The 22,987-nt window shown below is 46.9% G+C and carries 21 protein-coding genes; 6 read left to right on the plus strand and 15 right to left on the minus strand.

What is annotated here, in order from left to right; translation table 11 throughout:
* Nucleotides 1–2: 2 nt before the first annotated feature.
* The 3 genes from ACKU40_RS11080 (at nucleotide 3) to ACKU40_RS11090 (ending at nucleotide 3,108) form a co-directional block, all read left to right on the plus strand.
* Complete coding sequence (locus tag ACKU40_RS11080) at nucleotides 3–1,358, plus strand: TolC family protein (RefSeq protein ID WP_320172862.1); 1,356 nt, start codon at nucleotides 3–5, stop codon at nucleotides 1,356–1,358.
* 73 nt (nucleotides 1,359–1,431) lie between these two features.
* On the plus strand, nucleotides 1,432–2,199 hold the full coding sequence (locus ACKU40_RS11085) for a transporter substrate-binding domain-containing protein (RefSeq protein ID WP_320172863.1): 768 nt from the start codon (nucleotides 1,432–1,434) through the stop codon (nucleotides 2,197–2,199).
* A 132-nt stretch (nucleotides 2,200–2,331) separates the two neighbouring features.
* Nucleotides 2,332–3,108, plus strand: a complete 777-nt coding sequence (locus ACKU40_RS11090; RefSeq protein WP_320172864.1) for a hypothetical protein — start codon at nucleotides 2,332–2,334, stop codon at nucleotides 3,106–3,108.
* A 1-nt stretch (nucleotide 3,109) separates the two neighbouring features.
* Here the strand turns inward: ACKU40_RS11090 and ACKU40_RS11095 are convergent, their stop codons facing one another.
* Nucleotides 3,110–3,463: a helix-turn-helix transcriptional regulator gene (locus ACKU40_RS11095; protein ID WP_320172865.1), complete on the minus strand. Its 354-nt coding sequence runs from the start codon at nucleotides 3,461–3,463 to the stop codon at nucleotides 3,110–3,112.
* Between the two features lie 97 nt (nucleotides 3,464–3,560).
* Between ACKU40_RS11095 and ACKU40_RS11100 the strand changes: the two genes are divergently transcribed.
* Nucleotides 3,561–3,767 (plus strand): hypothetical protein, encoded by a 207-nt coding sequence (locus ACKU40_RS11100; RefSeq protein ID WP_320172866.1) that lies wholly within the window; start codon nucleotides 3,561–3,563, stop codon nucleotides 3,765–3,767.
* Nucleotides 3,768–3,818: 51 nt separating this feature from the next.
* On the opposite strand, the gene ACKU40_RS11105 is transcribed toward ACKU40_RS11100, so the two are convergent.
* The 3 genes from ACKU40_RS11105 to prxU all read right to left on the minus strand — a co-directional run bounded on the left by ACKU40_RS11105 (nucleotide 3,819) and on the right by prxU (nucleotide 6,849).
* Complete coding sequence (locus tag ACKU40_RS11105; protein WP_320172867.1) at nucleotides 3,819–4,670, minus strand: uridine kinase; 852 nt, start codon at nucleotides 4,668–4,670, stop codon at nucleotides 3,819–3,821.
* A 70-nt stretch (nucleotides 4,671–4,740) separates the two neighbouring features.
* Entirely contained in the window at nucleotides 4,741–5,934 is a 1,194-nt protein-coding gene (locus ACKU40_RS11110; RefSeq protein ID WP_320172868.1) for a putative sulfate/molybdate transporter, read from the minus strand.
* A 192-nt stretch (nucleotides 5,935–6,126) separates the two neighbouring features.
* Nucleotides 6,127–6,849 (minus strand): thioredoxin-dependent peroxiredoxin, encoded by a 723-nt coding sequence (gene prxU / locus ACKU40_RS11115; RefSeq protein WP_320172869.1) that lies wholly within the window; start codon nucleotides 6,847–6,849, stop codon nucleotides 6,127–6,129.
* Between the two features lie 170 nt (nucleotides 6,850–7,019).
* On the opposite strand from prxU, the gene ACKU40_RS11120 reads away from it, so the two are divergent.
* Entirely contained in the window at nucleotides 7,020–8,516 is a 1,497-nt protein-coding gene (locus ACKU40_RS11120; RefSeq protein WP_320172870.1) for a hypothetical protein, read from the plus strand.
* Between the two features lie 62 nt (nucleotides 8,517–8,578).
* On the opposite strand, the gene ACKU40_RS11125 is transcribed toward ACKU40_RS11120, so the two are convergent.
* The 4 genes from ACKU40_RS11125 to ACKU40_RS11140 form a co-directional block, all read right to left on the minus strand.
* Complete coding sequence (locus ACKU40_RS11125) at nucleotides 8,579–8,854, minus strand: hypothetical protein (protein ID WP_320172871.1); 276 nt, start codon at nucleotides 8,852–8,854, stop codon at nucleotides 8,579–8,581.
* 69 nt (nucleotides 8,855–8,923) lie between these two features.
* A complete protein-coding gene (locus ACKU40_RS11130; protein ID WP_320172872.1) occupies nucleotides 8,924–9,397 on the minus strand; it encodes a methylglyoxal synthase in 474 nt (157 codons plus the stop codon).
* A gap of 159 nt (nucleotides 9,398–9,556) precedes the next feature.
* Complete coding sequence (locus ACKU40_RS11135) at nucleotides 9,557–9,835, minus strand: ArsC/Spx/MgsR family protein (RefSeq protein WP_320176376.1); 279 nt, start codon at nucleotides 9,833–9,835, stop codon at nucleotides 9,557–9,559.
* 162 nt (nucleotides 9,836–9,997) lie between these two features.
* The gene (locus tag ACKU40_RS11140) at nucleotides 9,998–10,738 is read right to left on the minus strand and encodes a hypothetical protein (RefSeq protein WP_320172873.1); all 741 of its coding nucleotides are present in this window, start codon (nucleotides 10,736–10,738) and stop codon (nucleotides 9,998–10,000) included.
* A gap of 82 nt (nucleotides 10,739–10,820) precedes the next feature.
* Between ACKU40_RS11140 and ACKU40_RS11145 the strand changes: the two genes are divergently transcribed.
* Nucleotides 10,821–12,467 carry a glycosyltransferase gene (locus ACKU40_RS11145; RefSeq protein WP_320172874.1) on the plus strand — a complete coding sequence of 549 codons (1,647 nt, stop codon included), beginning with the start codon at nucleotides 10,821–10,823 and terminating at the stop codon, nucleotides 12,465–12,467.
* A gap of 58 nt (nucleotides 12,468–12,525) precedes the next feature.
* Here ACKU40_RS11145 and ACKU40_RS11150 read toward each other — a convergent pair whose 3' ends face one another.
* From ACKU40_RS11150 to ACKU40_RS11180, 7 genes are all read right to left on the minus strand, one after another.
* Nucleotides 12,526–14,529, minus strand: coding sequence for a methyl-accepting chemotaxis protein (locus ACKU40_RS11150; protein WP_320172875.1), 2,004 nt, complete (start codon nucleotides 14,527–14,529; stop codon nucleotides 12,526–12,528).
* A gap of 249 nt (nucleotides 14,530–14,778) precedes the next feature.
* On the minus strand, nucleotides 14,779–15,399 hold the full coding sequence (locus tag ACKU40_RS11155) for a flavodoxin family protein (RefSeq protein ID WP_320172876.1): 621 nt from the start codon (nucleotides 15,397–15,399) through the stop codon (nucleotides 14,779–14,781).
* A gap of 170 nt (nucleotides 15,400–15,569) precedes the next feature.
* Nucleotides 15,570–17,045, minus strand: coding sequence for an adenylate/guanylate cyclase domain-containing protein (locus ACKU40_RS11160; protein WP_320172877.1), 1,476 nt, complete (start codon nucleotides 17,043–17,045; stop codon nucleotides 15,570–15,572).
* Nucleotides 17,046–17,241: 196 nt separating this feature from the next.
* Nucleotides 17,242–17,445, minus strand: coding sequence for a UXX-star selenoprotein family 1 (gene uxx1 / locus ACKU40_RS11165; protein WP_320172878.1), 204 nt, complete (start codon nucleotides 17,443–17,445; stop codon nucleotides 17,242–17,244).
* Nucleotides 17,446–17,505: 60 nt separating this feature from the next.
* Complete coding sequence (locus ACKU40_RS11170; RefSeq protein WP_320172879.1) at nucleotides 17,506–20,634, minus strand: S8 family serine peptidase; 3,129 nt, start codon at nucleotides 20,632–20,634, stop codon at nucleotides 17,506–17,508.
* Between the two features lie 317 nt (nucleotides 20,635–20,951).
* A complete protein-coding gene (locus ACKU40_RS11175; protein ID WP_320172880.1) occupies nucleotides 20,952–22,331 on the minus strand; it encodes a caspase family protein in 1,380 nt (459 codons plus the stop codon).
* 244 nt (nucleotides 22,332–22,575) lie between these two features.
* On the minus strand, nucleotides 22,576–22,812 hold the full coding sequence (locus ACKU40_RS11180) for a hypothetical protein (RefSeq protein WP_320172881.1): 237 nt from the start codon (nucleotides 22,810–22,812) through the stop codon (nucleotides 22,576–22,578).
* Between the last annotated feature and the right edge of the window lie 175 nt (nucleotides 22,813–22,987).

Genomic DNA, 22,987 nt, shown 5'->3' on the forward strand with positions numbered 1-22,987 from the left:
CTATGTATAGCAATAGACAAAAATTCTTGTTGGCACTCGTAATCCTGCTGATTCTCTGCGGATGCAAGCGCAATTACTCCCACTCCGAAGCCTCCTCCGGGACGGACAAAACCAAAGCCGCTACTCCCGATAAATGGGCCGCTTCCGTTGTTGACAGTGGCACGGTCAAGGATGGCTGGATTCATGATTTCAAAGACCCGCAGCTTGATTCACTGGTTGCCGAAGCCATAAAAAACAACCCTGACCTGCAGGCTTCCGCAGCCAGAGTTGACCAAGCCAATGCCCTTGCCAAACAGGCTGGAGCAGCTCTGCTGCCAACTGTCGGACTAGGTGGACAACTGGCCGGGACGACTGCAGGGGGAACCTCCCGATCTCAAGGAGCAGGACTGGGGATTTCGTGGGAGGCTGATGTCTGGGGCAGGCTGGGACTCGGTAAACGTTCTGCCGAAGAATCTGCCAAGGCCGTGCAGGCAGATTATGAATTCGGACGCCAATCACTGGCTGCAGCCACGGCCCGCAACTGGTTCCTGCTCAATGAAATTGATGTTCAACAGGATTTTCTTGAATCCGTGATTGGTATTCTGGAAAAAATGAACGATATTGAGGAGCGCATGCAAAAAGTCGGCAAGGTCTCCATGATGGAAGTGCATCAGGTTCATGCCCATCTGGCCTCTGCTAAAGAAGCACTCATTAAATCTGAACAGTCCCGGGAAGAAGCAGCACGCAGCCTTGAGACCCTCATCGGGCGCTATCCTTCCAGCACACTTAAGGGGGCGGAAAAACTGGAGGCAACCCCTCCTGCTACCCCGGTTGGACAACCTTCATCCATCCTCGAAAGAAGGCCGGATATCATTGCTGCAGAAGATCGCGTGGCAGCGGCCTTTTACGCTGAGAAAGGAACCGAGCTACTGCACCTGCCCAGATTCACCTTCGGGGCCGGGGCCGGAATTGACGCACTGGGGGATGCCATTGCCGGACTGACTGCCGGTATTTTTGCTCCGCTTTATACGGGAGGAGAAATAGAAGCTGAGATAGAACAGGCTACAGCTATACAAAAGGAGGCAATCGCCAACTACGCATCAGTAGCACTGAATGCTTTCAAGGAAGTAGAAAACGCTCTTGCCGGAGAAAAATTGCTTAAGGAACGCGAGGAATATCTGACCCAAGCCACTGCGGACAACAAGAAAACCTTTGAACTTGCCCAGCTCCAATACAAAGTCGGCAAGATAGATTTGTTCGAACTGCTTGCCCACCAGACTCGCTGGATAGGCTCAGAAATGTCCCTGCTGGACGTCCGTCGTGAGCGTCTGGACAATAGGGTTAATCTGCATCTGGCCCTCGGCGGAACTTTTGAATAGTCTGATATTTATACAGGCCCTTATTTTGAAGGGCCTACTGGCTTTTTCAAAATAAATTATGTATCAGGACACAATGAAGCAACTCCTTACTTTCCTACTGACTACACTACTCTTAACCGCAACTTCAGCTTCAAGCTTAGCGCAGAACATAATTGTTCCTGTCTCAGATTACCCGCCATGGAGAATCGTCAACAACGACAATGATATCAGCGGGATCAATATCGACCTGACAAATGCCCTGCTCCAAAAATTAGGTCTGCAAGCAAACTACGTCATCCGTCCATGGAAACGTGCCCAACGGATGATGAAGAAAGGCACAGCCGACCTTATGAGCGGGCTGCTTAAACATGAGGATCGCGAACAAGACATGATCTTCCTTGAGCCACCATATAAGACACACAGCTCCAAGGCTTTTTATGTCTTAAAAGACAGCTCTACTAAAATTTCATCCTACGACGACCTGTACAAATATAGGATAGGGGTCACCCTAGGCACAAAATTCTTTCCCAGATTTGACCATGATGAAAACCTAAGAAAAGATATGGGGAAAGATGCGACAAACAATTTTAAAAAGCTGGAAATTGGACGCATAGACACACTGGTCCTTACTGAAACAGTCGGTGACTACCTTCGCTATAAACTTGGCTATCAGGACAAGGTGGAAAAAGCTGACTACGTCTACAACAAGCCCCTTGCCGTCTACTTCGCTATTTCTAAAAAATCGCCCTTGGCACATAGGGTTCCGGAACTCAACGCAGCCCTGAAAACGATGTTGGAGTCAGGTGAAGTGAAAACGATCATAGACCGTTTTCTGGCAAAATATCAGACCGTTCAGAGATGATCATTTAGGCCGGTATAAAATTACGTACCGATCAACAGACAATCCCTTTGTGCCGTATCAACAGCACAGTAAACCATATTGACTTACGCAGGCGTGAGTGCGAAATGTGGCTTCTATTCAAAGGAGAACGGAATGCGTATTTATATGGGTTTTGATGATACTGATGACAAAGACGCCACCATGGGAACCGGACGGCTGGTCCGTGAATTCGTTTACGGACTGGATAACGATTGCCACGTAATCGGCGTAGTCCGCCACCAGCTGCCCCGGCTGGATAATATTCCGTACACCTCCAACAACAGCTCAGCCTGCGCAATCATTGAAATTTCGCCGGACAGCAATCTTGATTACCTGCGAGAACAGGCCACTGAGCATCTGAACAAATATTGCGCCCCCGGCAGTGATCCGGGACTATGCATTGCCCGCGAAAATGAAGTAACGAGCGAGATTATCAACTTTTCCAAACAAGTCACCGGACGCATGCAAACCCAGCAGGACGCCATGTATGCCGCCCGCTCCATCGAGCTTTACGGACTGGGCGGAACCAATGATGGCATAATCGGAGCCACCGCAGCCGTGGGACTCACTGTCTACGGATGGTGCGGACGTTTCATCGAATACGGCCGCCTGCGCGAACTGGGCACAGCCCTACATGTCCAGGATCTGCTTGAAGCTGGTATAGATGTTATCTCCACTGATCGCGACCCGCTGGTGCCGCTGCCCGGGGATGAGCTCCTTAATGCCGAATGGATCAGGCCTTCACTCTGGGGAGGACGCCCGGTATTGCAGGTCAAACGTGTAGACTACGGTATCTGGGAACCGGCCCACGGCAAGCGCAAGAAAGGACACAACATGCAGTCAGGCTCTAAAAACCGGACTACAGTCGTGTCTACCAATTCACCGATGTGAATTAAGGCTTATTACCTTCCCTGTAGCGGGCAATGAAGCTGTCCAGTGCATCGCGCTGGCGTTCCATATGTATTATCCACGCTTCCAGAATTTCAAGCCCTTCGGGGGTGATGGCATAAACACGCTTTGCCGGACCGTCACCCTCAGCATCCCACTTTGATTCCACCAGACCTTCTTCATCCATCTGCCGTAGATGACGATAGATCATTCCGGGAGGCGCTTCCGCGCGCAAAAAACCATACCCGCTAATGGTCTGGATCAGTTCATAACCATACGAAGGACCTGACTTTAAAGCCAGTAACAGCGATGGCTGAACATATCTTTGGGGCTTGCCCCCACCTGTCTTTTTAGACATTTCTCACCTGTTCTTCTTGACTATATGTTCTTAGAGGATATATATCTAGTATAGACGAATATCCATAAAGACACAATAAACCGCAGAGGAGGGCTTTATGAAAATTTTCGTACGGGAAAGAGTTAAGGCCACAGATGGGGACAAGAGACCCCGTTACCGCGTAGTCGGTGTACAGGGTGAAGGTCTGACCATAAAGGTCAAACGCATCCGTAAGTGTGAACTGAAGGAAATTGCAAAGCACACCGGAGCTGAGATCGTTTATCTGGAACGTGACGGCAAGGGAAGCGAAGGCAAGAAAGATTAGAAAACGGGGAGCAGCAATAAAGCTGCTCCCCGTTTTTAATTTGTAGAGGATTTAATCTTTATAGACAATAGTTCCGACGTGTTCCCCGCGCAATGCAGCATGTACGCATTCCGGATCACGCAGCACATCAATAATCTGAAACTGCTTAAGGGTCTTGGCATTCTTGAGGAAGGTCAGAACAGCACGCTCAACGATCAGGTCATCAAGGTCCATCTCAATCAACTCCTCAACGTGGATACGATCGTAGAACTTCAAGGTTTCACGATCCTTGGCCTTCTTGGGGTCATCCGCGTAAAGACCTTTTTCATCCTTAAGATAAATCACTGACTTGGCGCCGATGTTTTCCGCCAGCAGGAACGCACCGGAGTCAGTGCGGTGCGGCGGAATGGAGCCGACTTCTGCCGGATGCTCGAAGAATCCGTAAGGGGGAATACCAGTTGTGATGGGCAGGTAACCGAGCTGGCAATACATGTTCAGCTGCTCAAGGTGATCGCCGTGACCGATCTTTACACCGCCGCGCTTAGCCAGCAGTACGGAGAGCATTTCAGCGTTCTGCCATGAAACCTTATCGCCCAGTTTTGAAAGCACACCGGTAGGCATGCCCAGATCAACTCCGATGTTGTAGACGTGGCGGGCACGGGTACCGCCCCCGGTCATAAGCAGAATCTTATGTTCTTCCTTGGCCTTGACCAGTTCATCAAGGATAGGCAGCAGGGCATTTGCTCCACGGTCCATAATGGACTGGCCACCAATCTTAAGAACATTCACATCGGGATGCATGTGGAAATATTTATCAGCCTCGGTATTACGCAGGCAATCCTTACCGACAAGAGATTCACCCAGCAATCTGGTTTCTATATGCAGACGGCCTTTTTCGCCTTCTTCCTTAATCAACTTACCCATTAGAACCTCCGTTTTAGCAGTATTCCCATCCCTAAGGACTGCGGGATGATTAAGTGTAAACTATTCACAGCTATTGTGACACCTTAAACCTTGAAAAAATAATACTTAGCAGAATCCCGGCACCAAAGGCCCATGCAAGATTCGCGAGAAGAGTAATGCAAAGCATGACTGCAATCACAGCCTGAGAGGACCTCGCGGTCATATCACGCATTGCCAGCACCAGTTGAACACCGGCAAACACCAACAAGACTCCAAGCACGCCCATAGGGATAAGCTGTAGGACCTTTACTGATCCCGCCCCGAAACCTATTGCCAGCAGCACGAATAGCCCCCCGATAATCAGGTTGGAACCGCAGGTTCTCGCACCGAAGCGGTAGTGGGCTGCCAGCCCCCCTGCTCCGTGACAGAGCGGCATTCCGCCGATAAGCGCGGCAAAACCATTGGCAATGCCCATACTCATGCACAAAGCACGATCAGTGACCCGCCGGCTTTCCGTACCGAAATATTCATGGCTCAAATCACGGTTGGCTATAACCGCATTGCCCAAAGTCATAGGAATCTGAGGCAAGACCAAGGCCAGCAGGGCAAAAGAAAAATCATCCGCAGTGGGAAAACCGAAAGGCATGAATTGCGGCAGATGAAAACCTAAATTAAGATCAACCAAGCCATGCCATGCCCCCAACAATCCGCCAAGAACAGCACCGCAGCCCACAACAACCAATCCGGCGGGATACCTCTTGCTGTTGATCAAGACCAAAGTGACGATCCCGAACAGAATTCCGAAAACCACACTAAGGGGCACAGGTCCGAAAGATTGGACAGCAAGAAACGGCTCAACCTTTCCCTGCGCAGCCTGTAATGTACTGGTTCCGGCCGCAAGGGAAACACCTTTCAGCAACAGTAATATTCCGGTTGAAACCTGAACCCCGCGGATAACTGGCAGCGGAATCATCTTTGCAGCTTTCTTAACCAAACCGCTGGCACCGAGAAAAAACATTAAGGCAGCAATTATAAGCCCGGACCCGGTGATAACAGTAGGACTAAGAGACTGGGCAATTGCATAAGCTGAAACCACTTTCATCGGCTGCACTGCAATAGGTACCCGATAGTACATTCCACCAATTATGTAGAACAGGCCAACCGATAACAGCACCCCGGTAGCCGAAAGCCCGTTGACCATAATCATGGCAAAGGCCAATGGCAGTAAGGCACCGAGATCACCAACAGCTCCGGCCCACTCCATCCTGTTGAAACTTATACGCACGGCAACTCCTATCATTATGTCAGCTAGTTATCTACCAATGTGCTCTATTATAACTAAACCACTACTGTATTATGTTACAAATTAACAATGTTTTTAAAAGCGGACACAACAGACATAATTACATTTCTACACAAAAAAACTCCCGGTCAGTAAAACCGACCGGGAGCAATTTACGCGAATACGGGTAGCAGCCTAATCTTCAAAGGCCATTGAGACTTTCCAAGCCTCCCAAACCTTACCTACGAGTTCAGGACCGGGGCTGAGAACTGTCTTACCGGGTTTCCAGCCGGAGGGGCAAACCTCGGCGGCACCTGTTGCCCTTACATGCTGATAGGCCTGAATCTGGCGCAAAGTTTCAGACACATTACGTCCGACCGGCGGAGTCAGAACTTCATAACCGACAATTACACCGTCAGGATCGATCAGAAAACGGCCACGAATATCAACACCGGAATTTTCATCATATACACCATACATTTCACCGACTTTACCTCCGCCATCCGAGAGCATTGGAAAAGGAACCTTGCCAGCTGTGATCATTTTGGAAAGTTCATCATATTCCCACATTTTATGAACGAAAACGCTGTCAGTGCTCATGGAAAGGACTTGAACTCCGAGGGCTTCAAATTCTGCATGTTTTTCGGCGACCGCCGAAACTTCAGTTGCTCAGACAAAGGTAAAATCACCGGGGTAGAAGCAAAGAACTACCCATCTTCCTGCGTAATCAGAGAGTTTTACTTCTTTGAACCCGCCATCCTGATAGGCCATTGCAGAAAAATCAGGGGCTTTCTGTCCAGCTTTAATCATTTTTCCTGCTCCTTTAGATGTTTCGGAGGCAACATTTTCAACTTCAGGCTGCACTTCTTCGGCGTTATTACCGACAGGCTTTGAGCAACCCGCTTGTACTTTACTCATATTTTGATTCCTCCAATTTGGTATTAAGACCCTTATATCATCTACACCTATTAGTATGAAATACTTTTATCAAAAAAAACTATAACAAAACCCACCAAGAACACTGACAGCAAACTGGATATGTCTTATCAGTACCAATCAGTTAAATATTATACATGGACGGCAGCGATATGATTGAAAACAGCAGGGTAAGCGATAGCGTATCTTCATTACTGAAAATCCATTACGATAAAAAATTTATTCCTGTCGCTCGGGACTTTATTGAATCTATGGCCGCGACTACAGGCGTAACCGAAGCATCATCCAAACGGCTTTGCCTTCTTGTTGAGGAGAGTCTGTCCTTTATTATTGATAAGTACATAGACAGCCGATACGAAGCGCATATTGAACTGCTTTTTAAATTACTGGATGATACTGCACTAATAGAAATCATCGACATTGGACCTCCAATCCATGAAGACAAAATGCCCAAATTCAATATTCAGGACCCGGAATCTGCTTCCGGGCTATGGTATAAATTAGTTAAGAATATTGCTGATGATTTTTCATTCATCAATAACCATAGGGATGGATGGCTGATACGAATAGAAAAGAAAGTTGATATGGACGAAGAAATAAAAAGAAACCAGATGCAGGAAGATAATCCAGATTCGGCACCTTGTCTTTCCAACCATAATCTCCGACTTGCTACGCCAGAAGATGCTCTGGAGCTGATTGATCTGGCCTACCTCACCTACCGATACTCATACGCTGGAGAATTTTATGACAAAAAGTTTTTAGAAGAATCCATCACCAGCGGGGCCTACGAAATCACTGTAGTCGACAATGGAAATAAAATTGTTGGTGCATATATAGTAAGCCATCCAAAATCAGGTGAAAAATGGGCTGAACTGGGAGGTGCCATGGTCCTTCCGGAATACAGGACGACAAGAGCCGTAATGTACCTGTTCCAAGCCATGAATCAGTATATGAAGGAGAACCCGCGCAACTGTGATTTCTTCACTTCCCATTCAGTGACGACCCATCCACGGTCTCAAAAACTGATCCATAGACTGAAACCGCCTTTCATGCCCTTATTTCTATTCCCGAACATGGTTCACAGCCCTGATTTCATAGGCATCCGACAGAATCAGCATAGTCGGGAATCACTACTATGGAGCTTCAGCCTATCACGTCCATTTAAACAGGAAATACTTTACGCTTCTGAGCTCCGTCATGGAATAATCCGGCAACTTCTGGATAATACCGGATTCGGCGAGACAGTTTCCATTAAGGATGAATTTCAGGAAACAATTATCGACTCATCACAAATTCTAGTAGAACGCGTAGAGCAGCAAGGATTTGCCATAATTCACCTTAAATCCATCGGCACAAACTGGTTCCCGGCAATAACAAAAGAAATTGTAACACTTACCGCCGCAGGCATAGAAAGCATTTGTGTAAGCGTATCCAGCAGCACCCCACCCCCTGCAGACATGGAGGAACAATTAAGATCAATAAATCTGATCTTTTCAGGAATTTATATAGACTCGCTGGACTCGCTTTGCCTCGCATACTGCATGACGACAAAGCCGATAGACTTCGAAAATATTAAGCTACAACACCCGGTTGCAATGAACCTGCTTGAATGCATGCGCACGGAATATCATTCACTCCAGACACCATAATCCCACTGAAATAAAAAAGGCCTTTCGCATAACGAAAGACCTTTTCAAATTCATTAACCGGCTTACCACGGCATGGGATCAGGCAGGATCACATCATCGGAGTAATCATACTGATCGAACTGCTCCGAAAACCAGTCGAAAAACTCAAAGTAAGGAAAAATCTTACGTCCGGCCTCAACCTTATCCAAAGTCTTTTCACCACTTACATCAATTTTCTTGGAATCAAGAGCCATGATGGGAACCAGATCTTCAGGGCAGACATAGGCCACATTGCCGATCACGTAGTAGCGGATATCATATTCTTTGAAGGTAACCTTCTTTACTTCAGTCTTACTCATAAACACCTCACGCTTGATCTCATTAAATTCAGGTGGTCATAAATCAAATGAGACTGGCGCACAAGCCAGTTAAATCTTGCGCTGGGTGTATGAGCTGAAATCAGTTTCCTTACGCTGGAATTCCCCTTCAAAAAAAGGAGAAGATATCAGGAATTCCGCAGAGGAACGATTGCTTGCGGTGGGGATATTGTAAAGAACAGCCAAACGCAGCAATGCCTTAACATCAACATCATGAGGCTGCGGCTGCATGGGATCCCAGAAAAAGATCAGCACATCAATCTTACCTTCGGAAATCATGGCCCCAAGCTGCTGATCTCCGCCCAAAGGACCGGATTTCATCCTGTTAACCGGCTTGAAATCGTATCCTTCATCTTGCATCTGCTCTACCCTTTCCCTGATCATTTTCTCGACCAGCCCACCGGTGGTACCGGTGGCTACAAGGTTATGCCGGGAAAGGATATTGTGATTGCAGTCAACAAAATCAAGCAACTCTTTCTTGCAGTTGTCATGGGCAACCACAGCTATATTCTTTACCTTACTCATGGAAGTCATCCTATTAAATTTAAAGGTATTTATTTCCGGATATTATGACATGACAAACAAGAAAAGTCACTGAAACAGTGTTGAGAATGGGAAAAGAATAGTGTCATAAGAAAGGCTGCTGAAATTTCAGCAGCCTATTCAACGTGTTTATGGAACTTATTAAAACCGCTCTTCCCATTCTTTAAGCTTGAAACCGATGAGAACAAAATCATCGTTCACAAGAATGGGACGTTTGACCAGCATTCCGTCAGCGGAAATCAGCTCAAAAAGCTCAGCATCGCTCATGGCATCAATGGTCTCTTTCAATCCCATATCCTTATATTTCTTACCGTTGGTATTAACGAACTTTTTCTTGTCCACCCCGGCAATCTTCTGCCATGCAAGAAATTCATCTTTGGTCGGGGTCTCTTTGACTATATGGCGGATGGTGAAATCAATACCTTTTTCCTCAAGCCAAGCCTTGGCTTTGCGGGAAGAGGTTCAACTGGGGTAATGTACTAAAATCATAGTATATCATCTCCGTCTGATGGTTGCGGGTAATTCTTATTACCAGACCCATTAATAACACAGATGAATAGCAGCTACAATTATAGAGAGAACTTAAAAAGACCGAAAATCACGACAGGAAGCCAGTTCCTTCTTTAGCTCTTCTTCATAATTATCCCCAAGCCGGACAGTCATATACTTGTGCTGGGACTTGGCTGCAGTGGCTAGAAATCCTTCCACCTTCTTGGCAGTGCTGTGATAGATATGCCGGATTGTAACCTGATGATCGACCACCACCGGAAATCCCGCTCGGTGGAGAGCCAGCGAATTCCAGACATCCACTCCGTAACCGTAGATATTGCCATCATAATCAAGCCCGCCGATTTTATTCAGGCATTCAATGTTGAACAGCGTGGAAATACCGTCAATGTAAGGAACTAGAGAGTATTGCATCCCCGGCTTTTCCACCATTTGCGGATGATACGGGCTACGATGAGTAGCCGGAGAATATACTCCAACAGGTCCTATCTTGGCATCCAGCTGTTCCAGACGTTTCCATGCCTTAAGGATGTGCGGAGGCTTTGAGCCGAACCAGATATCATTATTCAAAAACCAGAGATGGGTGTAGCCCCTGCCTTGAAACTCTTTAAGGCAGTAGTCCAATGCTCCAGCCCAATACAGATTTTCTTCAAGCCTGCGCCACGCTCCGGGAAAAGGTTCAGGTGCATGGTTATCAAGCACGTAAAGATGCTTTGACCACTTGGGATCGGACTGCTCAAGCTGCTCCTTGACCCTTGAAGTAAGGGCCGGATCACCATAATGCAGGATAACAATTGCCAGTTGCCTGTCTGCCACAGCAAACTCCTTGCAATGAATAAGGATTAACTAGTAAAGAAATACTCTAGAAGTTATTAACAATTCCATCAAGGGCAGTATCATGGACACATTCTGGAACAGGCTCCCACGAGAACTTGCAGAGAAATTTCTGGCCGGGGGCGTCGGACGCACTCATTTAACATCCATCGGCTACAAGTGCATTGAATTCAGCAAAAACGATCCCGCCAACCGCGAACTATTTATTAAGCTCGCCTTTGAAACCCTGATTTCTGCATGGTGCCATGATTCCCTGAATCTACAAAGCGCACAGCTGCAGCAAAACCTTATGGGGCAGGAAGGCCCGAACTCCCCCATGGGCAAAATGCTGGCCCGCATTGTGGAAGAATCCCATAAAGACGACTTCAGTACACAGGAAAAACGCCTGCGCAACCTGATCAGCCGAGAACGTTATGAGCAAGCCGCAGAAGTATTGGCCCAACTGCTTGAGGAATCTCCAACTTCACTTGCCCTGCTGAAAATTTCAAAAGAAATCTATGAAGCCACAGGAGAAAGACCGTTCCTTAATGCCTCTTTACAATTATTAGAAAATATCGATTTCAATTCCATGGAACCACTGCACGATTTTCTTTCCGCCAACCTGGCTTTCGCACAAGGGGAATACGCTCAGGCGGCCTCGTACTATGAAAAAGCCTACAATACAGGCTCATTCCCCGAAGCCCTGCCAAGACTGGGCGAATGCCTGCTGCGCATGGGCAACCGTGCCGAGGCTATCAGACTTTATCAGCAGGACACAGACGCACGACCTTGGCGGATCAATACCCTGCTGCGGACAGCGGACCTGATCAGCGAAACAGATCTCCTCAGCAGTCCTCCTCCGGGCAAAGTAGCTATCCTGATATACAGCTACAACAAGGCCAAAGAACTGGACGCCACCCTCGAAGCTGTATTCGCTGCAAAATATGAAAACACTTTTCTTGCAGTGCTGGATAACGGCAGCAATGACGGAACCGCAGCAATCATCGATAAATGGGAAGCTGAATCCAAAACAAGGGATGATCTGCCCATGATCCGCTTTGACTTGCATGTAAATATCGGCGCCCCGGCAGCACGCAACTGGCTGCTCTTTCATCCTCAAATTGCAAAGGCGGACTTCGCTGCTTTCCTTGATGACGACGCCCTGCCGCCACAGGACTGGCTACTTAAGCTTGGGGCTGCAATAAAGAATTACCCTGATGCCGGGGTCTGGGGCTGTAAAGTTGTGGATGCTCCTAATCCGCGCAAAATCCAAAGTGTAGACCTGCATATCAAGAATGAAAACAGCACGGACGGTTCGCAACTGCGCACAACCGACATTCAGCTCGAGACTATGGATTATGGACAGTTTGATTATATGCGCCCCTGTGGTTCAGTAACCGGATGCTGCCACATCATACGCATGGATGATCTTGAAACAGCAGGCGGATTCGACATCCGTTTCTCCCCCTCACAATTCGACGACCTCGACCGGGACTTGCGACTCTGCCTGCAAAAGAAAGTTCCGGTATATCAAGGACACCTGCAAGTCCGACATTTAAAGAGGACTGGAACTGCCGGAGCTACCAACAAGAAAGCCGCCGCCATCCAGATCGGAAATCAATCCCGGCTGGATATGAAATATTCATCCCTTGAAGCCCGCGACATTAACGAAGCAGACTTCAGGGCAGCCCTTGCAGATGTGCTGCGAAAAGAAAAAATAGTGCATAATTAAAAAGGTCTCCGGAGAAAATTCCGGAGACCTTTACTTTGCTCTCTACTAAAAACCTGCTTTAGAACTTTTCAAAATCACCATCATCAGCTTCCATATCCAGACTCAGCCCCCCCATATCAGAAGACGAGGCTGCAGCAACAGGCTTAGGAGCCGAAAGGGGGCGGGAGGCAGGAGCTTCCTGCCTTGTTTTTTCAACCGGAATGTGACTGACAGGTAAAGCTCTGGGCTGCGAATATGACAAACTTCCGTAACCGCTTACTTTAAAGAAAGACATGGTGTTTTCCAGCAAAGCACTCTGGGATGAAAGTTCCTCACTGGTGGAGGCCATTTCCTCAGAAGCCGAGGCATTTTGCTGAATAACGGAATCAAGCTGGGTAATGGCCTTACTGATCTGCTCTGCACCGGAATTTTGTTCCGTACTGGCGGAGGCTATTTCCTGAACCAGTTCTGCTGTTTTCTGGATGTTTGGAACAAGATTATCAAGCATGTCTCCGGCTTTTTCAGCCACGGTCACCGTACTAGAGGAAAGCTCACTGATTTCGCCGGCGGCTTTACCGCTTCGCTCGGCCAGCTTACGTACTTCCGCAGCAACAACGGCAAACCCTTTACCATGCTCCCCGGCTCGCGCAGCTTCAATGGCGGCATTAAGTGCCAGCAGGTTGGTCTGTCGGGCAATTTCTTCAATGATGGATATCTTCTCAGCAATATTCTTCATTGCTGAAACAGCTTCGGATACAGCCCCACCACTCTCCTGAGCATCTAAAGCAGACTTGAGAGCGATCTCTTCGGTTGTCTGAGCGTTCATGGTATTTTGCTTGATATTACTGGCCATCTCCTCAATAGAGGCTGAGACTTCCTCGATTGAAGCGGCCTGTTCGGTTGCCCCCTGTGAAAGCCCTTCTGCAGAGGCCGAAAGTTCAGTGCTACCTGAAGCTACGTTGCTTGCACCGGCCCGAACATCAGAAACAACCTGCGTAAGTTGTGCTGCCATGTTGCGCATGTTCCCGTAAACACCGATTGCAGGCTCAACAAACCTGAGATCCAAATCTCCGCCGGCAATGCGCTGGGCAACATTCGCGATTTCAGCCGGATCACTGCCAAGCTGCCTGTTAACAGTCCTGATGATAAAACCTGCGGTGACAACACCAACTGCAAGGGCAATAAGACTGATGCCGACCGCCATCATAATTGCTTGATTGTTGGCAGCCTGAAGTTTAGGCCCCAGCACATCCTGATCAGCCATAACAGAAAGCTTAACGTCTTCGACATTATTGGCTATCTCCGGTCCAAGTTTATCAAGATGATTTGCTATCACATCATTGCGGTCAAAAATAACCTTGGTCAAACCGGCAAAGGCAGACATATATTTTTCTTTCAGATCAATCACTTCACTGAGGAGGCGGCGGCGTTCAGGGTTTTGCAGGCTACGATCCAGATCTTCCAGCAACTTGCTAAAATCTTTCGCCTCACTTTTAACCCTATCTACTGAAGCCTGTGCGTTGTCATCCAAAAATTTAACCACATATAATCTGGCGAGCAAAAGGTTACGCATGGCATGACCGCTTAAAACAGCTGCGCTCATATCATTATCCCGCTCTGCTGTTTGTAAAATGCGGGTTAATTTTTGCTCCATCAAAGGACCATTTACGTTCAACACGTCATTTACATAATGATTGCGTTCTACCCTGAATTCTTTGATTTTTTCAAAGTATCCACCATATTCTCTAACCTCTGCATCTGCCTTGGCAATAAGGCTGGCCCTATCGGGCTTTTTAATTTCACTGACGGCCTCATCCATAAACCCGCGCATTTTTGCATAGTAATCGTCATATTCCTTTAGGTCCTTTTCACTACCGGTAAGGATAAAGTCCTTAACATTCATGCGGACCATCAGCATATTAGCCTGTAGCCGTCCACTCAGATTGGTATCCCTTGCCAATCCCCGGTATTGGTTGAAACCTTCACTGGAATTTTCAAGTGCCCAGAATGAGATAACTGCCAGAATAAGCAGCAAGCCAAGGACGGAACCAAAACCTAGCATTAGTTTTGCCGACAATTTCATTTTATCCCCCCAAAAAAGCTACTGAGTGAATCTGCTAAACAAGGCATAAAACAATACCTATGAAAATGAATAATACATCAAATTTTACTTTATTTAAAAGGGAAATGAATATTTTTTTAGGCAACTCAGAAAAAAGGCAACAACCTCTTTTACAACAAGCACTTACTCACAAAAAACAAATAAAAAAAAGGCGGCTGCAAAAGTCACAGCCGCCATTAAAAAACATGACTCTATTATTACTTCTAAATACTAACCTTCTCCGTACTGCTCGCCAGCCTTAGGAAAAGAATCCAGATGCGGCTTGATAGCTTTGCCCAACCAATCAATGGTACGTCCAAGATGATTCATATTTGCAATACCTTCATCATCGTTGAGAACTTCGCCCTTGTTCAATCCATACCCCATGTTCCAATAGGTGGACCCCGGCATGACCATTCCATTAATCTGGTATAGATGATTTATACTGTCAAAGACATGAGTAGCTCCACCTCGGCGTACGGCAACAGCTGCTCCGCCTATTTTTCCTGCCAACTGACGGTCATTGGCAAGGGCTACCATACCGGCCCGGTCTATCAAGGCTTTGATTTCTGTAGACACGTCAGCAAAATATGTGGGGGAGCCGATGACAATCGCATCAGCGCGGACCATCTTCTCGTAAACTTCATTAAGCTTGTCATTATCGACAACACACTTGCTGTCCTTATTTTCCCAACATTTCATGCAAGCCATGCAGCCCCGTATTTTCTTGCCTCCAAGCTGGTAAAGCTCAGTTTCCCAGCCTGCACTTTCAAGTGGTTCCAAAACTTTTTGCAGCATGCTTTCAGTATTACCGCCCTTACGGGGGCTGCCGTTAATAGCAAGTACGTACATTTTTTTCTCCATTAGTATGTTCTTCTTAAGTAAACCGGCCAAAATTTACGACCCTGTCTTCATGTACCATTAAAGCGCAAAAAAACGATTACTGATTCAAACTCACATGGCGTAGTTACACATCATACTTTTGGCTGAAATACTATTTGCAGTAGAGAGAAAAGCAGTCCTTACGGGTTAGGACTAAGCATTCGCTGCATCAGGCAACGAACCGAAACCAATCCGGCAAATTCACCATTTTTGGTTACAGCAATAGGATCAAACGTATAGCTTCCCTCGCGGGAAAGGGCACTGCGGGCAACTGAGTCAAGCCCCGATTCAGCGGATAGGACCAGCAGTTCCTTATCCATAACAACGGACACCGGACGGCCAAGAAATAGCGCTTTATCCGTTTCCCTGCGCACGATTTCATCCATACGTCCTTTAGTGATCATCCCTACCGGCGACAATCCATCAAGAACAATCAGACAGGCCCATTCGCCACTGTCATGCAACTTTAGAAGGGCATCGGAAACCTTGCTGTCGATTGCAATCGTCTGTGCAGGCCAAACCATTTCTCCCAGCGAACCTTCCAAATCCCTCTCTATAGCATCAGCCTTACCAATAACCTGATAAGTACGGATGGAATGCTGAATACCTTTGACGGAAATAGCCGCACGGCCCAGACAACGGAAATCCTCTTTCACCAAGGCCCATGTTTCGTGTGAAATCAATATCTGGTCCGGCGGTGCATTCTGCTCCAAACGGGCAGCGACATTAACCTGACCGCCGATAATCGTGTAATCCATCAGCTGCTTGGAACCAAAGTTGCCCACAGTACAAAAGCCCGTATTAATACCCATACGGATTTTAAAGGGACTTGAAATACCCAGTTCAAACCACTCCTGCTGCATTTCTTTAATAGCATCGCGCATCTCAATAGCCATATTCAAACATGCTACCGCATCCTCTTTATGGCCTTTGGACACAGGGTCGCCGAAAAAGATCAGCACGGCATCACCGATGTATTTATCGATAGTCCCACCATGTTTCAGGGCGATGGATGCCATCCGGTCAAGGTAGTTGTTCAGCAGCGCGGTCATATCCTCAGGTTCCATACGCTCTGTGGTGGAAGTAAAACCTACGATATCTGAAAAAAAGATCGTCAACTTTTTACGTTTGGCACCTATAAGCGTATCCTGAGTACCTTCAAATATGGATTCGTAAACCTGAGGAGAAAGATATCTTCCCAGTTTATCTGACAACTCGGCCAGCCTGTCTGCCTGTTCTTTCTGAATCAATGCGGACGCAACACGCCGCAGAACCATCGGCGGACTCAAGGGGCGGTATATGAAATCAAAAACCCCGCATTCAAAATAACCGTACTCTTCGTCCGGGCGGGTTGCCCCTGAAATCAAAAGAAGCGGAATATTGCGGGTCACCTCACTGAACTTTAACCTCCTGCCCAGATCCAGACAATCAACTTCAGGTAAATCAGCGTCCAAAAGGATTAAATCAGGCTGTTCCTTTGCTGCTATTTCGAACAGATGCGACCCGTTCATAGCCATCAGCAAGGCATAGTCATCACGCAGAATTTCCGCGAATACATCCATTTCTGGTTTATTTCTATCTACAATAAATATTGTCGGGCGGTTTCTTTTCGGCACAATAATTCTCCTTTTCCAACCTGCCTTTCAAACCTTCTTTACCCAACTGCAAAGGATATTAAAACAAAAATATAACAAACCCCATAACCAAAAGTCTGTTTTCTAAAATCGCATAGTCTGAGCAGACAAAAAGACCCTCAACAAATGAGGGTCTTTTAATTTTGTGAATTCGGCAACCTGCCGAAAATTAAACATTTCAAGATCCGCGATTGTAACCGACAGTCACATTGCCATCTTCTACAATCACTGGAATCCTTCTTTTTCCTCCGGAAAGCTCCAGCATTTTGTTCAGATCATCCACAGACATGAGCACATCCACAAATTCAGCATCCGGATACGCTTCCCGCGCTCTTCTGGTATGCGGGCATGTGGATTTACCATAAATAATCATTTTAGGCATGTCTCTCTCCTGTTCACATCAAAATAGCATTGGAAGAAGATTCATGTCCAACAGGATATTTTATCTACTATTTCGGCGCAGGCGTATGAATAAGGATCCCAAAGCAATTATTACCAAGAAAAGCGGACTATATTCATCATTCATCCCAATGGTGCACCCGGTCCCGCTGCCTCCGGCCCTGTTCATACCAAGAATCTGGGGATCATCTATCACCCCCGGCTCCGGATTTTCATCATAAGGTCCGCCATCCTTGATCACTGAGACAATATAATATGACGCCGTAGCATTTAACGCCCGGACAGGATCAACGAATTTCCCGGCCACATCTGTAAGCCACCAATTCCCATCTTTATAATCTTCAAAACCGGCGTAGTTAAACTGCATGTTGGTGCCGTTATTGAAAAGCTTTGCCAGAGTTAATTCGTCTGCTTTAACTTGCGGCAGACCGGTTGCAGCATATCGAATACTGATCAGGCCATCTGCTTGAGTCTGGACACAAAACGCTGATTGATCGCTATAAACATTGTTAAATGCTGTTCCATACACGGAATTAACATTTTCGGCAGTACGGGTCGCACGGGTCTTACTTAAAAATGTAGAGGTAGGTGCATCGGGCTGGTCTATATTAAGTTCAATTTCTCCTGCTGTCGGAGTATCACCTGCCATTGCACTCATAACTAATGCATACGGCTGCGGTCCGACGGGGATATTGTATGCTGATATTTCCGCCGTATATGTCCCTTTCTGCGGCTTATCAATAGTAACTGATACTGTATTGTTCAAACGGTCGAAACTGGTTGCGGCAACCTTTGTTCTGAAGGTAACTCCCATACCGGGCGTAATCGCTGCCTCCTGCCAGACACCGCCGACCTTAACCAAACCGCGGGTTGTCGGATTTCCAACCTGACAATAAACGCCGGACAAACTTCCGCTCTTTTCTACAGCGACCACCACGCTACCATCCGCAATGGTAACCCCAACAGGCAAGGCGTATTCTCCTGACGGAATATATGCAAATGACTTTCTGAAAATTTCATCTCCTACACCACCGTCATACCGGTAAACAACTATGGAAACCTCTTCAGCCACGCTGGCACTGTTAGAAAATGCAAGAATAACCGATTCAAGAGTAGCTGGATAGGAAGGAGGAGTAACCCGTACACCTATTGCGCTGCCTTTATACATGCCACTGACACTGGTAACATACAGGTATTTAGTCAAAGGACTGAGACTGACCGCGTTATCTGGATAAACCCATGTTCCGTCAGGTTGCTTAACCCTTAAGTCCAGATCATTAACCAGCCCTCCGCCAACCGCAGACGATCCGGGATAGTCAGTCCACCCAAGTGTTGCCTTAAACGGCTTTCCGTCATTCTCAACTTCAAAAGTAAAATTGCGCAGATAGGAATCATCTGAAGGAGCAGAATCCTTTATGTCATGATATTCAACCTTATACTGGGCATCAGAGTTGACAGAAGCCTCAAGATTAACCCGTCCCCAGCCCTGTGCATCGTCAGGTGCGTCATGGAGTTCCTGCGCTGCCTCTGTCCCATACTGACCGGGAGCAAGGGAAACAGCTCCGTGAATAAGCCCTGTTTTAATCAGGGCCGCACTTGGGTCGGTTATACTTTCCTCCTTGATCAGATACTCGCGGAAGATTGCCGCTGTACCGGAGACCAAAGGGGTAGCCATGCTGGTCCCGCCGGACCAGTAATAATCATCATTAAATGCACCCCACCCGTTGCCAAGCTGCGCGGAAGAACGGGTGGAAAGAAGATTGGTGCCAGGCGCAATAACTTCCGGCTTATAGCGGCCGTCAATGGTGGGACCTCGACTGGAAAAAGCGGCAACACCGTACGGCTTATCAGAAGTTGGATCAGAACCTACAGGATCGGCATAAGTCCTGAATTCACCCCAGTTCCTGACTGCAAACCCCTCCTTGCTCCCAGTGCGGTATGACTCTGAAGCCCCTACCGAAAGGCAATTCTTTGCTGTCGCCGGAGTATCAATGCAATAAATATCAACAATGCCGTCTTGGTCTTTGTCATATCCGGCATTGCCCGCTGCAAATAGAATCAGAAAATCCTTATTACTCCACATAAACTGATCGACACTGACGGACTCACTACTATAGTCCCCAACCCCGGAGGTCCCCCAGCTGTTACTGTGTATACGGGCTCCGGCATCAAAAGCAGGCTTGAAAAGATTTGCGAGATCCGATGGTATGCCCGGTAAACGGGAGCTGCCATCATCAGCACCTACACTTTGAACATAAAGCTGTGTCTTAGGCGCTATCCCGGCATAACAGCTGGAGGGGAAATTATTCTCTACAGGGGAAGAACCTGACTTAATTCCGTTTCCAGCTATAATTCCGGCAACATGAGTGCCATGCCCGCTACAGTCCTTGATGCTTGCACCGGAAAATACGCTATTGCTGACAATTCTGCTTCCGCCCTGACCGTCGCTGAAATCCTCATGAAGATTATCAACATCTCCGGTATCAATTCCACTGTCACAAACAGCGACAATCTGCCCATTACCGAAGAGCTTGCTGCCTGAAACAGGCCAGACTTTGTCCTGCACTGAACGGGCTTCGATTATACCCACGGCAATATTATTGTCGGTGCGATGTTCAGGTGCTTTCTCAATCCATTTAACACCCTTGATATCTTTAAGTCCGCCGACTTCCTGAATCGAAATCCTGACTTCAAGCTGAACACTCCATTCAGAGGACGAACTTGAAAGGACTGCCCCTCCTGCAGAACGAATTTCTTGTTCCAGTGAATTCACATCTTCGCCGGGAAAAGCAACAACACGAACGTCCAGCAGGCTGCCCTGCTCCTTAAGTTTGCCGGGAGTAATATCGTACACATCGCTCGATAACTTCAAATCAGCTTCATACTTGCCGAGCCAACGAACGAAGCTAAGATCCTCAACAGCAGAAACCTTTGCCGTGCCAAGCTTGATGATAAATGCATATTGCGGAATATAGTCGTAAAAAACTACCCCCTGATCGGAGATAGACTCTTTCCATGCAGATTGCACTGGCCCGGAGAACTGCACTACATAGTAGTCATATTCTTCGACTATTGTGGCGGAGGAAAAGAGTAAACGTGTTGAGGGGGAGACTTTTGATGCAGAACTGGTAGCACCGGATTTTACAGAAGATGACTGAGTCTTCTTTGACAACAAAAGAGAAGAGCCCGGAACGATTTCCAACGGATCAACCTGTTGATTATGGAAAAACAGTTTAGGCGTTGATAAAGCACCATCTTCGGCCGATGCAGATTTAGACGACAGCAAGATAAAAACAGTACAAAACAAAAACAATTGTATAACGACAGCAAAAAGAGATAGGCGCACTATATATTTCCTTAGTATTCGTTGTCCTGCTGAAATATTAAACAACGTACTAACATGTCAAGAAATATGATATTTAACCTAACAGACACCCCACCATCTAGTATTACTATAATAAATTATTAATACTCCACTATAGAACGCAACTATTCGGAAAAATAAAAACGATCAACTAACGAGGATGATTCCCACGGAACCTGTTCTCCGCCTGTTTCCTGCACCACACCTTTGCGGGTGTAAAAAAAGACGTCACTGATATCGAGTCCCGGCTGCATCAGGTATTGAAGCAGATATTTTGTGTACACCCCATTACGACCGCTCCCATCAGCGGCAACGGAACCGGGTGCAGTAGAATAAGCCACGATGGATCCGGTTGGTGCATCCATACGGGCCAAGCCCCTCTGCGCCGAACGAAAGCTGCGGGCAAAGGGATTGTTACGGCAGGCATCGAGGATGACTATGTTAAGTGCATTGCCCGCATCCTCCATCTTGCCGAGAATACGTCCTGCATCCAGACATTCGTAGCGAACATCGGATTCAGACCTGATAGTAGCGTCAACAGGGATTAAGTAGTTCCTGCCGCCGACCTGCATACCATGCCCAGCATAGTAGAACAGCCCCACACCGCCTTTTTGCAGACTGGCGTAAAAGCGGTCCATGGCCTGCTCCATTTCGCGCAGCCTAGCATTATTGACCATAATGACATTGAATCCCAACCTGCGCAGGGCCTTGCCCACGTCTCTGGCATCATTAACCGGATTCTTCAACGGGGCGTTCTGATATGCGCTGTTACCCATAACCAGAGCATGCCGCTCACCCTTCACTGCAACCGGAGCGGGAACGGCAGTTACTACCACAACCGGCTCGTTGATATCTTCAAAGGCGGTTGTCAGCTTACGCGACGTGGTCAACTCGTCATTCAAGGCCTTAAGAGCCCTTCCCGCAGCCTCTGTATAGCCGAACGAATTAGCCGGAAAAGGAACTACCCCCACACCATGCCCAGCAATATCGGCAAGGACACGGCGATCCCAATCCAAGAACGAACCTTTGAGATCAACGGACGTTTGAGCGCCTGATGTCGCCCCCAGATCTATCTGCATGTCAAAAAGCATAACCACGTCTAAATTCATGAAATTAGCCTGTTCCAGAGAATCAACCTTGATCACTTCCCCGAATGATCGGGACAGGATCTTTTGAAGGTTCTTTTCAACGTAATCTACATCCAGATCATTCATGGCAGCGGTATTGGTCAAAAAGCCGATATCCATGGCTTTGCGATTTTTTAAAATAAAATCCCGTGACAGTTGGACATTTCCGGAGAAAAGCAGCCCAAGACGCATATCGTCAAACGCACGGACAGAGGTAGGAGTGGTATTGAGGTCGGCAAGCGGATCCTGATATTTAGGTGGAGGCAGGCAAGAAGTCAGCGCTGCGAGAAGAACAAAACCAAAAAAAAAGAGAAACAACTTACGAATTGTCCTAACTTTAAACGCAAGAGCTCTCCCAGAGATGCTGAAAATAAACATCACCCTCCTCCTATATTACTTTCAATTTACCAATAAGTAATGTCCGTGACAATAAGAAGGGGCTTAACCATCGGATCCACCGGAACAATACAATAAAAAAAGGACTCACGATTTATATCGTAAGTCCTTAAGAAATATCTGGTGGAGCTGCGGAGAATAAGGGAATCCAATTTTAAAAATATCTAAACAATCGGATCAAATTAACCTTTATGTAAATTTAATAAATATTTTTAGTTATTTAAAGCTAAAGATACTGCCAAACTTTACCAATATTTTTTTCCATAACGGCCACGGCGCAAAGATCAGTGAAAGCAATGCCCACAACCTCGGCCCGCAGGTGATCATCATCCTGATTTTTATTGAAAGCATCCATGATCTCGACAGACTCGCTACGATTGCGTGATTTAGGAGAACTGCCGTCATGGGTACGGGGGTGGTAGCCTATATAAATGCTTTTGACCTTCTTATATTCTTCGATCATTTCCTGTCCTCATTCTTTTTGATTGTTCTGCATTTGTTTCAGAGATCACAATATGTCTTAAAAGACATACTAGCAAAGAGCAAACAGGAATTGAATTTATATAATTTTATTCACCCTCTTACACTAAAAAGTATCTACCGTAGTTATAGGAATCAAAACAAACCAAAAAAGGACT

This window comes from Maridesulfovibrio sp. (genome assembly GCF_963666665.1).
Taxonomy (GTDB): Bacteria; Desulfobacterota; Desulfovibrionia; order Desulfovibrionales; family Desulfovibrionaceae; genus Maridesulfovibrio.

What these genes read in the sequence shown, in the direction of transcription:
- ACKU40_RS11130 (WP_320172872.1), bottom strand. Translation starts at nt 9,397, where the DNA reads ATGAGTAAGGTAAAGAATATAGCTGTGGTTGCCCATGACAACTGCAAG.
- ACKU40_RS11155 (WP_320172876.1), bottom strand. Translation starts at nt 15,399, where the DNA reads ATGTACGTACTTGCTATTAACGGCAGCCCCCGTAAGGGCGGTAATACT.
- ACKU40_RS11120 (WP_320172870.1), top strand. Translation starts at nt 7,020, where the DNA reads ATGATTGAAAACAGCAGGGTAAGCGATAGCGTATCTTCATTACTGAAA.
- ACKU40_RS11145 (WP_320172874.1), top strand. Translation starts at nt 10,821, where the DNA reads ATGGACACATTCTGGAACAGGCTCCCACGAGAACTTGCAGAGAAATTT.
- ACKU40_RS11175 (WP_320172880.1), bottom strand. Translation starts at nt 22,331, where the DNA reads ATGTTTATTTTCAGCATCTCTGGGAGAGCTCTTGCGTTTAAAGTTAGG.
- ACKU40_RS11105 (WP_320172867.1), bottom strand. Translation starts at nt 4,670, where the DNA reads ATGGGTAAGTTGATTAAGGAAGAAGGCGAAAAAGGCCGTCTGCATATA.
- ACKU40_RS11180 (WP_320172881.1), bottom strand. Translation starts at nt 22,812, where the DNA reads ATGATCGAAGAATATAAGAAGGTCAAAAGCATTTATATAGGCTACCAC.
- ACKU40_RS11150 (WP_320172875.1), bottom strand. Translation starts at nt 14,529, where the DNA reads ATGAAATTGTCGGCAAAACTAATGCTAGGTTTTGGTTCCGTCCTTGGC.
- ACKU40_RS11090 (WP_320172864.1), top strand. Translation starts at nt 2,332, where the DNA reads ATGCGTATTTATATGGGTTTTGATGATACTGATGACAAAGACGCCACC.
- ACKU40_RS11080 (WP_320172862.1), top strand. Translation starts at nt 3, where the DNA reads ATGTATAGCAATAGACAAAAATTCTTGTTGGCACTCGTAATCCTGCTG.
- ACKU40_RS11085 (WP_320172863.1), top strand. Translation starts at nt 1,432, where the DNA reads ATGAAGCAACTCCTTACTTTCCTACTGACTACACTACTCTTAACCGCA.
- uxx1 (WP_320172878.1), bottom strand. Translation starts at nt 17,445, where the DNA reads ATGCCTAAAATGATTATTTATGGTAAATCCACATGCCCGCATACCAGA.
- ACKU40_RS11095 (WP_320172865.1), bottom strand. Translation starts at nt 3,463, where the DNA reads ATGTCTAAAAAGACAGGTGGGGGCAAGCCCCAAAGATATGTTCAGCCA.
- ACKU40_RS11125 (WP_320172871.1), bottom strand. Translation starts at nt 8,854, where the DNA reads ATGAGTAAGACTGAAGTAAAGAAGGTTACCTTCAAAGAATATGATATC.
- ACKU40_RS11100 (WP_320172866.1), top strand. Translation starts at nt 3,561, where the DNA reads ATGAAAATTTTCGTACGGGAAAGAGTTAAGGCCACAGATGGGGACAAG.